Origin of the sequence: Mycolicibacterium vulneris (genome assembly GCF_002104765.1) — a bacterium.
Lineage (GTDB): Bacteria > Actinomycetota > Actinomycetes > Mycobacteriales > Mycobacteriaceae > Mycobacterium > Mycobacterium vulneris.
On sequence record NZ_NCXM01000013.1, the window covers coordinates 40,171 to 53,426 of the forward strand.

The window sequence follows — 13,256 nt, forward strand, 5'->3', positions numbered from 1 at the left end:
GGTGATCAGGTGGCGCTGCGCTCGTCGGACCCCATGGCGTTCAGCACCGCGACGCGAGTGGGCGCGGGACCCGAGACGGCCTGCTCGCCGCCGCCGGTGCGAAGCAGGCCGCGAAGGCGGGCCTGGTCGTATTCCGCGGGGTCGGTGGAATCGATGAAGCGCTCGACGACGTCGATGAACCGCGCCGGGTCGTCGTGAAAGGGGAAGTGGCCGGAGCCTTCGAAGATTTCCAGCCGCGAGCCCGGCATCGCCGCATGCGCCATCCGCGCGTGCCGGACCGGGACCACCACATCCTTTGTGCCCCAAACGATCTGCACCGGGATGGCTTCGGTTAAATAACATCGGTCGAGCATGGTGACGATCTGCCCACGCCAATCCACCACCGCCCGCAGCGTCCTGCTGAACGCTGCGGAGGCCGTCGGTTCGGGCAGGTCGTCGAGGATTCGCAACACGTTGGGCAGGTCGCGGCCCAGCCCGGTGCTGCCCAACGCCAGGCCCAGGATGCGTCCCATGGCCTGAACCGCCGGCAGCACCAGCGGCAACCGCAGCAGGGCGATCGCCTCGCTGCCTATCGGCAGCGACGCCCAGCGCAGCACGAAGTTGACGTCCTTGGTGACGCCGCCGGCGCCGACCAAGATCAGCCGTTCCACCAAATGTGGGAATTGGTAGGCGAATTGCATGGCCACGCCGCCACCAAGCGAGTGACCGATGATGGTGACCCGCTCGATGTCGAGCACGCTGAGCAGGTCACGCATCCCGTTCGCGTACGCCGCAATCGAGTAGTCGGCGCGCGGCTTGTCGGATCGTCCGTGGCCCAGCAGATCCGGGGCGATCACCGTGAAACGCTGGGCGAGCTTGGCCTGCACGGCATTCCACGTGGTGGAGTTGTCGCCGATGCCGTGGATCAGCAGAATCGCCGGCCCGGAGCCAGCGATGCGGTAGGCCCGCTTGTAACCGTGGATGGTGCGGAACTCGAGTTTGGGTGCGGTCACTTCACGCACCGGGCGGAGCGTGCTCTTGCGCTTCCGCTCCGTCATATCGCCAACCTTGGTGTCGGGCCGGGCTAAGGGCGGCCTGGCTGGGCGCCGTGCTGAATGGGTCAGGTCTTATCGTCGTCGTCGAACTTCTTCTCCGCCTGCTGGGCCAGAAATCGCTCGAACTCCGCGCCCAGCTCGTCGCCGCTAGGCAGATCCTCGTCGCGAGCCAGTAACGATCTGTTCTCCTGAGCGTCGATGAAGGCATCGTACTGGCGCTCCAGCGCGGCCACCACTTGGGCGACCTCCGCGCTCGCTTCGACCTGCTCGTCGATCTTGGCCCGAATCACCTCGGCCGCTTCGGTCAACGCCGTCAGCGGCAGCTCCAGCGACGCGGTCTTGGCGACCTGCTCGAGCAACGCCTGCGCGGCGGCCGGGTAATCGGTCTGAGTGAGGTAGTGCGGGACGTGCACGGTGTAGCCGATGACCTCGTGACCGTGCTGGCCCATCCGGTACTCCAGCAGGTTGGACGCGCTGCCGGGAACCTGGATCTCCGAGATCCACGGCTGGAAGTTGGCGATCAGCTCCGGGTTGTTGGAGTGTGCGGTCATGGTTGTCGGCCGGGTGTGGGGGACCGCCATCGGGACCGTGCCGAGGCCGATGGTCTGGCGCACGTTGAGGCGCTCGGCCAGCAGCCGAACGGCGGTGATGAAGCGCTCCCACTTGAGGTCCGGTTCCATGCCGGCCAGCAACAGGAACGGCGTGCCGATCGTGTCGCGCATCGCGTACAGGCTCAGCTCGGGATCCTCGTAGTGGGTGAAGTGGTCGGTCTTGAACGTCATCAGCGGACGCCGTGAGCGGTAGTCCAGCAATTCGTCGATCGCGAAGGACGCGACCAACTCGGTGTCCAGCACCGCCTTCAGGTGCGCGGCCGCCAGCTTGATGGCATGACCCGCATCGGAAAAGCCCTCCAAAGCGTGCACCAACACGGGCCCGCGGCCGTCGGACGTCGACAACTGCGGTGCCGGCAACTCGAGCTCGTACATCCCAGCCTGCCCTGGCTGGTACTGATCACTTGGGTCTCGGTGGTGAGCCATCTGCGATCGCCTCCTCTCGGGGGTCTCTCCAGGGTGCCCTACCAAGTGTCCCCCGAATCAGCCGGCACCAACATCTATCAGCGAACTTCGCCGTCACGCTATGAGCTGAAACGCGATCATCCTCAGGCGTAATCCGCAACCGCCGCCCCGGGCGCCGGCGGCGCGCTCGCCAGCAAACCGCGTGGCGCACCGCGATGTGTGGAAGTCGGCTTGTCGACCACCGGTCAGGCATGATGAAGGCGATGCGCATTCGGATCCTGGTGCTCTGTTTGGTGGTGGGGGTGGCTACGTCGCTGACGGCCTGTCGTCCTCCGGTCCAGCACGCGTCGGGCGCCTCGGTGTCCGCCCCGCGCGTCGGCGGCCCGGTGCAGCGGCTCAGCCAGCCCGAGCAGAAGGCCGTCGCGGGCCCGGTCGAGCCGGATCGGCGCATCGGGGCGATATTCATCGACGGTGGCCCGCTGCACGTCTGCACCGGCTCGGTCGTGCATTCCACGGGCGGCAACCTGATCATGACCGCCGCGCACTGCCTGGCCGGCGCCTCGCTGATCACCTTCGTCCCCGGTTTCGCCGGGGACGCGGCACCCGGTCCCGCCGACGTGTGGAAGGCCGACGCGGTCTACCTCGATCCACGCTGGATGGCCAGCAAGGACCCGCACGCCGACTACGCGATCGCGCGGGTCAGCAACGAGGCCGGCGCTCCCGTCGAGTCGCGGGTCGGCTTGGCGCTGACGTTGGGCGTGACGCCCCCGCCGGGCAGCCGCGTCACCGTGCTCGGCTATCCGGCGGGCGTGGGTGGCTCGCCCATCGGGTGTCAGGCCAGCACGTCCGTCACCGACACCGGGTTCCCCGCGTTGGCCTGCGAGGGCCTGGTGGACGGCACCAGCGGTGCGCCCTGGGTCAGCGGCACGACGCTGATCGGGCTGATCGGCGGTCTCGAGCGGGGCGGGTGCGCCGCGAACATGTCGTATTCGGCGCCGTTCGACGCGCAGACCGCGGAGCTGCTGCATCGCGCCGAGGTCGGTGGGCCCGGCGATCCGGTCCCGAACGAGCTCTCAGACGCCTGTTAGTGGCGATCGCCAGCGGGCGGAGTCGGGCGTGGCGATCGCCAGCGCGGCGGAGCCGGGCGCAGCGGGTCGCCACCATCGAATTAGTGGCGGAACTGGTTGAGCGCCCGGACTTTGTTCATCACGTCGAGCGCCGCCACCTTGTAGGCCTCGGAGAACGTGGGGTAGTTGAACACCGCGTCCACCAGGTACTCCACCGTGCCGCCGCAGCCCATCACGGCCTGCCCGATGTGCACCATCTCGGTCGCGCTGGTGCCGAAGATGTGCACGCCGAGCACCTTGAGGTCCTCGGTGGACACCAGCAGTTTGAGCATCCCGTAGGAGTCGCCTGCGATCTGGCCGCGGGCCAGCTCGCGGTACCTGGCCACGCCGACCTCGTAGGGTACTGAGTTCTTCGTCAGCTCCACCTCGGTGGCGCCGACGTAGGAGACCTCGGGGATGGAGTAGATGCCGATCGGCTGCAGCTCGGTGATGCCGTCGCTGGCTTCCCCGAACGCGTGGTAGGCGGCCAGGCGTCCCTGCTCCATCGACGTCGCGGCCAGCGCGGGGAAGCCGATCACGTCGCCGACGGCGTAGATGTGGGGCACCTTGGTCTGGAAGTTGTCGTCGACGAAGATCCGCCCGCGGTTGTCGGCTTCCAGCTCGGCGTTGTGCAGGTCGAGGTGGTCGGTCTGGCCTTGCCGCCCGGCCGAGTACATCACCGTCTCGGCGGGGATCTGCTTGCCGCTGGCCAGGGTGGTGACGGTGCCCGCCGACCCGACGTCGACCGCGGTCACCTCCTCACCGAACCGGAACGTCACCGCCAGGTCGCGCAGGTGGAACTTCAGCGCCTCGACGACTTCGGGGTCACAGAAGTCGAGCATGTCGTCGCGCTTCTCGACGACGGTGACCTTTGTGCCCAGCGCGGCGAACATCGAGGCGTACTCGATGCCGATGACGCCGGCACCGACCACCACCATCGAGGTGGGCAGCGACTTGAGGTCGAGGATCCCGTCGGAGTCGAGCACCCGGTGCTCGTCGAACTCGACGCCGGAGGGCCGGGCCGGCCGGGTGCCGGTGGCGATGACGACGTATTTGCCTGTGAGGGTTATCTTTTCGCGCCGCGACGGATCCTCGACCTCGATGGTGTGTGCGTCGACGAAACGCCCGTGGCCGATCAGCAGGTCGATGCGGTTGCGCATCAGCTGGTTGCGGACCACGTCGACTTCCTTGCCGATCACGTGCTGGGTCCGGGCCAGCAGGTCGGCCGGGGTGATCTTCTCCTTCACGCGGTAGCTCGCGCCGTAGAGTTCGCGCTGGCTCATCCCGGTGAGATAGAGGACCGCCTCGCGCAACGTCTTCGACGGAATGGTGCCCGTCTGGACGCACACACCGCCGAGCATGTGGCCGCGCTCGACGACGGCGACCGACTTACCGAGCTTGGCCGATGCGATGGCGGCCTTCTGTCCGCCGGGCCCGGACCCGATGACCACCATGTCGTACTCCTGCGCCGAACTCATGGCTTAAACAGTAAGGCAGCTCAACGCACAGTGCTGGGTTCATCCACAGGTCCACTGCCGCACTCGCGCACGCGCGCACCGGTTGACGGTGGCGGCCGTCAGCGTTGGTGCTCATGACGACGCCTCGAGAAGACTTCGAACTTTCCCGCCCCGGTGCACTCATCGCCGCGCTGCCCGCCGTTCTCGGCTTCGTTCCCGAAAATTCATTGGTATTAGTGTCTTTGGGCGACGGGGAACTCGGCTCGGTGATGCGCGTCGACCTCTCCGAGGAACTTGCCGATCGGGTGGCGCACCTGGCGGAGGTCGCCGCCGCGGCGGCCCCCGAGGCCGTGATCGCGGTGATCGTCGACGCGGACGGAGCCTACTGTCCCAGCTGCAACGAGGAATACCGACAGCTGGCGGCGGCGCTCGCAGAAGCCTTGTCGCAGCACCACATTGAGCTGTGGGCCACGCATGTGGTCGACCAGGTGGCCCTCGGCGGCCGCTGGCACTGCGCCGAGGGCTGCGGGTCGAGCGGCCTGGTCGACGATCCCGCGGCCTCCCCGCTGGCCGCCGCGGCGGTGCTGGAAGGCAGGCGGCTCTATCCGCGGCGTGCCGACCTGCAGGCGGTCATCGCGCCCGACGACCCGGCGCGCACCGCCGCGCTGGCCGACGCGGTCCGGCGGCAGGCCGCCCGGCGTCGGGCGGCGCAGCGCGCGCATCCGGTCCGCTGCACCCGCGGCGACGTGGAGACGGCGATGGCCGCCGCAGCCCGGGTCGCGGCCGGGAAACCGCTGTCCGACAGCGAGATGGCGACGCTGGGCTGTGCGCTGACCGACGCGCAGGTGCGCGACATCCTGTATGCCCTCGCGGTCGGGGAGAGCGCCGGCGAGGTCGAGTCGTTGTGGGCGCTGCTGGCGCGTACGCTGCCACCGCCGTGGCGGGTCGAGGCGCTGGTGCTGATCGCGTTCAGCGCGTACGCGCGCGGCGACGGCCCGCTCGCCGGGGTGTCCCTGCAGGAGGCGCTGAACTGCGCGCCCGACCATCGGATGGCGGGCATGCTGGACACGGCGTTGCAGTCGGGGCTGCGGCCCGAGGACATCCGGGACCTGGCGCTGACGGGCTATCGGTTGGCCAAGCGGTTCGGCGTGCAGCTACCGCCGCGACGGCCGTTCGGCCGCAGGGCGGGATAGGTGGGGGCCAAACGCCCGGGTCAGACCTTCTCGACCTTGACCGCGTGCGCCATCTCGTGCGGCAGGGTGACGTTCTCGTGGCCCGGAATGACGATGGTCACCCCGGCGGAACCGTTCTCGACGGTGACGCGCGCGTTCGGGACGACGCCGGCGTCCTTCAGGCGTGAGATCAGATCGATGTCGCCCTGGACGTGCTCGGTCAGCTGGCGTACCACCACGGCCACCGGCGCGCCGGCGGGCAACTCGGTCAGCCGGACCAGGGGACCGTCCTCGGACCAGGACTCGGGGCCCACGCCCAGATCGAGGAGTCCGGGGATCGGGTTGCCGAACGGCGAGGTGGTCGGGTTGTTGAGCACCTTCACCAGGCGGCGCTCGACGTCCTCGCTCATCACGTGCTCCCAGCGGCACGCCTCGGCGTGGACCTCTTCCCAGGGCAGGCCGATGACGTCGACCAGCAGGCGTTCGGCGAGGCGGTGCTTGCGCATCACGGAAATCGCCAGCGCCCGGCCTTTGTCGGTGAGCTCAAGGTGGCGGTCGCCGGCCACGTGAAGTAGACCGTCCCGCTCCATGCGCGAAACGGTTTGGCTGACAGTCGGCCCGCTCTGATCGAGGCGTTCGGCGATGCGGGCACGTAGCGGCGTCACGCCCTCTTCTTCGAGGTCGTAGATGGTCCGCAAGTACATCTCGGTGGTGTCAACCAGGTCGTTCATTCAGCACCCTCCGTCGACGCTGAGTCTACTTGGCCAGCTGCGTGAATGGTTGTAACGCCTCCCAGGCAAGCAGTATGCCCGCCGCTGACGCGGCGGGCATACCGTCTGCTACCTAGCTTGTGTGAGGTGTTAGCTCGCGTATGACCGTAGCCTGTCGGCGCGCTCCCCGTTGCGGAGTTTGGACATTACGTCCCGCTCGATTTGGCGGACCCGCTCGCGGGACAGACCGAACAGCTTGCCGATCTGGTCCAGGGTGCGCGGCTGGCCGTCGTCCAAGCCGAAACGCAACCGGATCACCTGGTGCTCACGCTCGTCCAGAGTGGCCAGCACACTGCGGATGTCGGTGTGCAGCAGCTCGGCGATCACCGCGTTCTCGGCGGACATCGCCTCCGCGTCCTCGATGAAGTCACCCAGCGGGGCTTCCTCCTCGGAGCCGACGGGCATGTCCAGGCTTACCGGGTCGCGGCTGTGCTCGAGCAGGTCGTTGATCTTTTCGACCGGGATGCCGGACTCGGCGGCCAGTTCCTCGTCGGTCGCCTCGCGGCCCAGGTTCTGGTGCATCTCGCGCTTGATCCGCGCCAGCTTGTTGACCTGCTCCACTAGATGAACCGGCAGCCGGATGGTGCGGCTCTGGTCGGCCATGCCGCGGGTGATGGCCTGACGGATCCACCACGTCGCGTAGGTCGAGAACTTGAATCCCTTTGTGTAGTCAAACTTTTCCATCGCGCGGATCAGCCCGAGGTTGCCCTCCTGGATCAGGTCCAGCAGCGGCATGCCGCGACCCGTGTACCGCTTGGCCAGCGACACCACCAGACGCAGGTTCGCTTCCAGCAGGTGACGGCGCGCCGCCTGCCCGTCGCGAACCACGGCCTCCAGATCGCGTTTGCGGTTCTCCCCGAGGCGCTTACGCGTTCCAAGCAGGTGTTCGGCGTAAAGCCCGGCTTCGATGCGCTTGGCCAGTTCAACCTCACCGGCCGCATTGAGAAGCGCCGTCTTACCGATTCCGTTGAGATATACGCGCACTAGATCCGCTGCGGGGCTTTGAGCATCCAGATCGCCGTCAAATCTGCTCGTGCTGGCGTTCGCCATAGCGACCTCCCGTTCGGCTTTGTTCTGTCATGGAGTTCAACGACAGATCAGCTCTGAGAGTTCCCAGCGATTCGCCATCTCACACGTCTTGACGTGCAGAAATGTGCCGCAGACCTGAGAATGTCCTGAGAAGTCCGCCGGGGCGGCACGTCCAGCAGAAACGACAGCTAGCCGTGATCGATTCCGCCCCGCGCACCCGGAGGCGTCTCCTGCTGCGGGTGCTGCGGGGCCTCGAGCGCGCGATGTTCGGCCCGGGGGAACAGGGGCGTGCGCTGGCGGGTGTTGTCGAACCGGCGCGGCTCGTCGGCACTGCGCGGCGGCCGGTCGTTCGCGATCAAAACGGCCATCCACGGCAACGGGATTGATAGCGCCACGATCGCCAGGGAGATCAGCCCGTTGTGCCACGCTCCGTAGGCGACCGCGGCCAGGATGAGCGCCGGGATCCGGAAAGCCATCAAGGTCAGGTATTTACGGACCCGCGCACGGTGCTGCTCCTCATACGAGGTCGCTGCGGCGGTGATGAGCACTGGGCGGCCTTTGTTGCCGTCAAAGTCATCGAACCCCGGATCGGAGCCGTGCTTCATTTCTCCACTGTCCCACAATTGGCCGGTTCCGGCTCGGTCGGTTTCCGGGCCTGCTGGGCAGTGCACAATGTCAGGTATGCAGACCCAAACGATCGAACGCACCGAGACCGACGAACGCGTCGACGACGGGACCGGCAGCGACACTCCGAAGTACTTCCACTACGTCAAGAAGGACAAGATCGCCGAGAGCGCGGTGATGGGCAACCACGTCGTGGCGTTGTGTGGCGAGGTCTTTCCCGTCACCAAGGCGGCCAAGCCGGGCTCGCCGGTGTGCCCGGACTGCAAGCAGATCTACGACCGGATGAAGAAGGGCTGATCAGCCGGGCGGCTCTGCCGGCGCGACGTCGCGCTGCTGCGTCGCGGGGTTCGCAATCGGGCTGGCGAGGGTCTCCACAGTCCGCTTCAGCGCGGGCGACCGCGTGAACAGCCATTTGCGCAGCCGGTGGGCGTGCGTCCGGGGTGCGGGGAATTCCTCCTGGACGGCTGCATTGAGCTCGGCGCCGAGCATGATCGCGAAGCCGCCGAAGAATGCGAACAACAAGAACGCGATGGGCGTGGAGAGCGCGCCGTAGGTGTAGCCGGTGCTGGTGATCCACCCCAGGTAGAACCGCAGGCCCAGCGTGGCGGTGACGAACACCGTGGTCGCCAGCACGGCGCCCAGGATGAGCCGGTGCGACGGCAGCGGCTCGGGGAGTGCGACCCGGTACAGGATCATGACCCCGATCGTCAGACCTATGATCAGCGCCGGGTAGTAGCCGTAGCGCAGCACGTTCGACAGGCCCAGCGGGATGTGTTCACCCACCTTGCGCGGGCCCATCACCACCAGCGGCGCCGTCGCCACCACGAACACCAGCATCACCACGTAGAGGAACAGGGCGAACAGGCGCTGGCGCACCGGATGACGCAGCGGAGTCTGGTCGTGCGCCTCGACCACGGAGTCGACGAACGCCGAGATGGCCGACGACCCCGCCCACAACGAGATGATGAACCCGACCGACACCACCTCGCCGCGCGCATTGTTGGCGATGTCCCGGACGGTCGGCTCGATAATCTCGTTGACCACGCTGGGAGAGAACACGCTGTGTGCAGTCGAGATCAGCTGACGCAGGATGCTGGGCAGCATGTCCGGGCCGAACAGCGGCGCTACGTAGGCCAAGGTGCCCAGCACCCCGAGCAGCAACGGCGGCAATGACAACGCCGACCAGAAACCAGCCTGAGCCGACTCCGAGAAAATCGAGTCGTCCCAACTCTTGGAAAGAGTCCTCAGGGTGATTCGCCAAATGTGGTGGCGCGACGGTTTCGCGACCTGCTCGCTCATACCCGTCCAGCATTACCGAAGATCGCTCGCACCGCCCACATTGGCGGTGGGTGAGTTCGGCTGCAGGCTAGCTTTCGCTGAACTCCAGCACGGCGTCCAGCTCGGTCAGCTTCGCCTCGTGCTCGTTGGCGTGATGCTGGCAGAAGAGAAGCTCCAGTCCGGAAGGCAGCTTGGCGCGTACCCGAGCCGCAGCACCGCAGCGGTCGCAGCGGTCGGCGCGGGTCAGTTCTGGACTCGTCAGAGTTGCATTCATGCCTTCTCCGTTTCTCGTACATTCACTTTCTCAGACGTATGGCGTTTTCGCCTTGTTCCCCGATCGTTATGGGGTGTGTCGTTTCTCACGAGCTGGTCAGGTTGGTTTGGACGTCTCTAGGGAGTCGCAATTGTGACCTTCGTTGCTGATGCTCTGGTCCACCTGTGCGGAACCGAGCAGTGGGCGCAGGCTCGCCGGCTGGGCGCCATCCACCCGGATGCCGCCGGCGGTGGCGAGTTCATCCATCTGTCGACACCGGAGCAGGTGCACCTGCCGGCCAACCGGCTCTACCGCGGTCGTGAGGACCTGGTCCTGTTGCACATCGACCCCGCCCGGCTTGCTGCGCCGGTGCGGTGGGAGCCGGGGGTAGCAACAGATCCGGAGTCGATGTTGTTCCCGCATCTGTACGGCCCCCTGCCGGTGGCCGCTGTGGTCCGGGTCACCGCCTACCCACCGGCCGGCGACGGCTCCTTCGCGCCGATCTCAGAAGGGGAGTCCACGTAGGCGTCGGCCTCGATCTCCACCAGCAGTTCGGGCGCGATCAGCGCCGAGACCTCGACCATGGTGGCCGCGGGGCGTATCGCGCCGAAGACCTGCTCGTGGACGGCTCCCACCTCGCGCCAGCGCGAGATGTCGGTGACGTAGATGCGGGTGCGCACCACGTCGGCGAGTGCGGCGCCCGCTTGGTGCAACGCAATCTCGATCCGGCGCAAGGCATCTCGGGCCTGTGCGGCGATGTCGCCGGCGGGCCCGCTGCCGGTCGTCCCGGCCACCGCAACATGCGCGCCGACCCGCACCGCGCGCGAGTATCCGACCGCCGATTCGAAGTCGGATCCTGACGAGACGAGGGTGCGCTCCGCGGACATGGACGTCACCGTACGACGCCCGCGTGCAGAGCGCAGCCGAATTTCAGCGAGTCTCGAGATGTTCTGCGGGGCAGCCGTTTTCGATCGACAGCCGACCCCGACTAGTCCAGGTAGTCGCGCAGCACCTGAGAACGGCTGGGGTGGCGCAGCTTCGACATCGTCTTGGACTCGATCTGGCGGATGCGCTCACGGGTTACGCCGTAAACCTGTCCGATCTCGTCCAGGGTGCGCGGCTGGCCGTCCGTGAGACCGAAACGCAGCCGTACTACGCCCGCCTCGCGCTCCGACAGCGTCTCCAGCACCGACTGCAGCTGGTCCTGCAGCAGCGTGAACGACACCGCGTCCACGGCCACCACGGCCTCGCTGTCCTCGATGAAGTCGCCCAGCTGGCTGTCGCCCTCGTCGCCGATGGTCTGGTCCAGCGAGATCGGCTCGCGGGCGTATTGCTGGATCTCCAGCACCTTTTCGGGCGTGATGTCCATTTCCTTGGCCAGCTCTTCGGGCGTGGGCTCGCGGCCCAGGTCCTGCAGTAGCTCGCGCTGAATACGGCCCAGCTTGTTGATGACCTCGACCATGTGCACCGGGATGCGGATGGTGCGGGCCTGGTCGGCCATGGCGCGGGTGATGGCCTGACGGATCCACCACGTCGCGTACGTGGAGAACTTGTATCCCTTGGTGTAATCGAACTTCTCGACCGCGCGGATCAGGCCCAGGTTGCCCTCCTGGATGAGGTCCAGGAACGCCATGCCGCGGCCGGTGTAGCGCTTGGCCAGCGACACCACCAGCCGCAGGTTGGCTTCCAGCAGGTGGTTCTTCGCGCGGTCACCGTCGCGGCAGATCCACACCATGTCGCGGCGCTGCGCGGCGGGCAGTTTGTCGCCGCGCTCGGTGAGCTCGGTCATCAGCTGCGTGGCGTACAGCCCGGCCTCGATCCGCTTGGCCAGCTCGACCTCTTCCTCGGCGTTGAGCAGCGCGACCTTACCGATCTGCTTGAGGTAGGCGCGAACCGAGTCGGCGGAGGCCGTCAGCTCGGCGTCCTTGCGGGCCTGCCGCAACGCCTCGGATTCGTCCTCGTCCCACACGAAATCGCCGGACGCCTTGTCCTTTTCGGTGGGCTCGGCGATTTCCTCGTCGTCCTCCGCGGCGGCCTCCCCGGCCTTGGCGGCGGGCTTCGCGGCGACTACTTCGTCGCCCTCGGCGTCGTCGGAGTCGGCCTCGTCGGACTCCTCGCCGTCGGACGCTACGTCGTCCTCGAGGTCGTCGAGGCTGAGGTCGGCGTCGATCTCGAGGTCTTCGCCGGGCTCACCCTCGAGGTCGGGTTCGTTGTCGAGATCCTCGACGGCACCGCCGGAATCGATGGCGTCCGGATCCGCGGGCCCGCCCTTGGCCGCTTTGGTTCCGCGCGGGGCCTTGGCGCCCTTGGCCGCGGCGCGGGTCTTCTTGGGTTCGGCCGCGTCGGCCTCGGAATTGGTGGACGGCGTTGCCTTGGCGCCTCGCTTCGCGGGTGCCGATCCGTTGGCGGCCTTGGCGGCCGGTCGCTTGACGGGGGACGACGGAGACTTCGTGGCGGTGTGTTTCACCGGCCCATCCGTTGCCGGGCTTGCTTTCGTCGCTGCCACTTACACCCCTTCGTTTGGGCTCACCTTCGGTGGGTATTGGGCATGGTTAACCGAAAGTGTCTGCTATGTCGATGTCGGCGTTGGTATCAGCGTGATAGGTGCACGCTATCGGTTGGGCGTTCGCCGAGCACCATTGTAACGACAGTGCGCGGTACTACGGCTCTGCCGGGCGAAATCAGTGGGTCACGTCCGAGGTGGCGGCCATGGCCGCGCCGACGATCCCGGCGGTGTTGAGCAGGGCCGCGGCCACCACCGGGGTGCGGTTGGTCAGCAGCGGCACCCATTTGTCGGCCTTGCGGCTGATTCCGCCGCCCGCGATGAACAGATCCGGCCACACAGCGTTCTCGATGCTCACCAGCACTTTGGTCACCTGCTTGGCCCACTTTTCGTAGGACCAGTCGTTCTTCTCCTTCACCGAGGACGCCGCCCGCTGCTCGGCCTCCTTGCCGCCGACCTCGAGATGGCCGAACTCGGTGTTGGGTATCAGCGTCCCGTTGTGAATCACCGCGGAGCCGATCCCGGTGCCGAAGGTCAGCAAAACCACCAGGCCCGACTGGCCCTTGCCCGCGCCGTAGTGCTCCTCGGCCAGCCCGGCCGCGTCGGCGTCGTTGAGGACGATGACTTCCTGACCGTTCAGCTCGGCGCTGATGACGTCGCGCGCGTTGGTGCCGATCCAGGCCTTGTCCACGTTGGCCGCGGTCTGCACCACGCCGTGGGTGACGACTCCGGGATAGGTCACTCCGAGCGGGCCGGTCCATTCGAAGGCGTTGACCACCTGGGCGATGGTCTTGGCCACCGCCGAGGGCGTCGCGGGCTGCGGGGTCAGCAGCTTGACCCGCTCGCCGATCAGCTGCCCGGTGTCCATGTCGACGATGCCGCCCTTGATGCCACTGCCGCCGACGTCGACGCCGAATCCGCGACGCTGCGGCCTGCCGTCGGCGACGGGGGTGCCGGGCGTGTCCGTGGTCGAGTCGGTGCTGGTCATCGAATCTCCTCGGCGTGGCTGGGCTG

15 protein-coding genes are annotated in these 13,256 nt (G+C 67.2%); 4 read left to right on the forward strand and 11 right to left on the reverse strand.

The features are described 5' to 3' along the window. Positions 1–5: 5 nt before the first annotated feature. On the reverse strand, positions 6–1,037 hold the full coding sequence (locus tag B8W69_RS14060) for an alpha/beta fold hydrolase (protein WP_085290408.1): 1,032 nt from the start codon (positions 1,035–1,037) through the stop codon (positions 6–8). 62 nt (positions 1,038–1,099) lie between these two features. Then, on the reverse strand, positions 1,100–2,071 hold the full coding sequence (locus tag B8W69_RS14065; protein WP_085290409.1) for a proteasome assembly chaperone family protein: 972 nt from the start codon (positions 2,069–2,071) through the stop codon (positions 1,100–1,102). 230 nt (positions 2,072–2,301) lie between these two features. Between B8W69_RS14065 and B8W69_RS14070 the strand changes: the two genes are divergently transcribed. Further along, positions 2,302–3,138: a trypsin-like serine peptidase gene (locus B8W69_RS14070; RefSeq protein WP_085290410.1), complete on the forward strand. Its 837-nt coding sequence runs from the start codon at positions 2,302–2,304 to the stop codon at positions 3,136–3,138. A gap of 80 nt (positions 3,139–3,218) precedes the next feature. On the opposite strand, the gene sthA is transcribed toward B8W69_RS14070, so the two are convergent. Next, the gene (gene sthA / locus B8W69_RS14075; RefSeq protein WP_085290411.1) at positions 3,219–4,634 is read right to left on the reverse strand and encodes a Si-specific NAD(P)(+) transhydrogenase; all 1,416 of its coding nucleotides are present in this window, start codon (positions 4,632–4,634) and stop codon (positions 3,219–3,221) included. 113 nt (positions 4,635–4,747) lie between these two features. On the opposite strand from sthA, the gene B8W69_RS14080 reads away from it, so the two are divergent. Next, positions 4,748–5,806, forward strand: coding sequence for a DUF4192 domain-containing protein (locus tag B8W69_RS14080; protein WP_085290412.1), 1,059 nt, complete (start codon positions 4,748–4,750; stop codon positions 5,804–5,806). Between the two features lie 20 nt (positions 5,807–5,826). Here B8W69_RS14080 and B8W69_RS14085 read toward each other — a convergent pair whose 3' ends face one another. The 3 genes from B8W69_RS14085 to B8W69_RS14095 all read right to left on the reverse strand — a co-directional run bounded on the left by B8W69_RS14085 (position 5,827) and on the right by B8W69_RS14095 (position 8,207). Next, entirely contained in the window at positions 5,827–6,516 is a 690-nt protein-coding gene (locus B8W69_RS14085; RefSeq protein ID WP_064951794.1) for an iron-dependent transcriptional repressor DtxR, read from the reverse strand. Positions 6,517–6,645: 129 nt separating this feature from the next. Then, positions 6,646–7,605, reverse strand: a complete 960-nt coding sequence (gene sigB, locus B8W69_RS14090; RefSeq protein WP_064879658.1) for a sigma-70 family RNA polymerase sigma factor SigB — start codon at positions 7,603–7,605, stop codon at positions 6,646–6,648. A gap of 167 nt (positions 7,606–7,772) precedes the next feature. Continuing rightward, on the reverse strand, positions 7,773–8,207 hold the full coding sequence (locus tag B8W69_RS14095) for a DUF3099 domain-containing protein (protein ID WP_439330613.1): 435 nt from the start codon (positions 8,205–8,207) through the stop codon (positions 7,773–7,775). 58 nt (positions 8,208–8,265) lie between these two features. Here B8W69_RS14095 and B8W69_RS14100 point away from each other — a divergent pair, with 58 nt between their 5' ends. Further along, the gene (locus B8W69_RS14100) at positions 8,266–8,505 is read left to right on the forward strand and encodes a DUF3039 domain-containing protein (protein WP_064879665.1); all 240 of its coding nucleotides are present in this window, start codon (positions 8,266–8,268) and stop codon (positions 8,503–8,505) included. On the opposite strand, the gene B8W69_RS14105 is transcribed toward B8W69_RS14100, so the two are convergent. Together B8W69_RS14105 and B8W69_RS14110 are read right to left on the reverse strand one after the other, a co-directional pair. Further along, positions 8,506–9,507: a YihY/virulence factor BrkB family protein gene (locus B8W69_RS14105; protein WP_085290414.1), complete on the reverse strand. Its 1,002-nt coding sequence runs from the start codon at positions 9,505–9,507 to the stop codon at positions 8,506–8,508. It abuts the gene before it with no gap. 67 nt (positions 9,508–9,574) lie between these two features. Further along, positions 9,575–9,760 carry a DUF7455 domain-containing protein gene (locus B8W69_RS14110; protein ID WP_007774888.1) on the reverse strand — a complete coding sequence of 62 codons (186 nt, stop codon included), beginning with the start codon at positions 9,758–9,760 and terminating at the stop codon, positions 9,575–9,577. A 132-nt stretch (positions 9,761–9,892) separates the two neighbouring features. Between B8W69_RS14110 and B8W69_RS14115 the strand changes: the two genes are divergently transcribed. Next, positions 9,893–10,264 (forward strand): DUF952 domain-containing protein, encoded by a 372-nt coding sequence (locus B8W69_RS14115; protein WP_085290415.1) that lies wholly within the window; start codon positions 9,893–9,895, stop codon positions 10,262–10,264. On the opposite strand, the gene B8W69_RS14120 is transcribed toward B8W69_RS14115, so the two are convergent. From B8W69_RS14120 to ppgK, 3 genes are all read right to left on the reverse strand, one after another. Beyond that, positions 10,207–10,626, reverse strand: coding sequence for a RidA family protein (locus B8W69_RS14120; RefSeq protein WP_085290416.1), 420 nt, complete (start codon positions 10,624–10,626; stop codon positions 10,207–10,209). The genes B8W69_RS14115 and B8W69_RS14120 overlap by 58 nt on opposite strands. A gap of 101 nt (positions 10,627–10,727) precedes the next feature. Beyond that, entirely contained in the window at positions 10,728–12,245 is a 1,518-nt protein-coding gene (locus tag B8W69_RS14125) for an RNA polymerase sigma factor (protein ID WP_110881935.1), read from the reverse strand. Positions 12,246–12,420: 175 nt separating this feature from the next. Then, positions 12,421–13,230 carry a polyphosphate--glucose phosphotransferase gene (gene ppgK / locus B8W69_RS14130; RefSeq protein WP_085290418.1) on the reverse strand — a complete coding sequence of 270 codons (810 nt, stop codon included), beginning with the start codon at positions 13,228–13,230 and terminating at the stop codon, positions 12,421–12,423. Positions 13,231–13,256 lie beyond the last annotated feature (26 nt).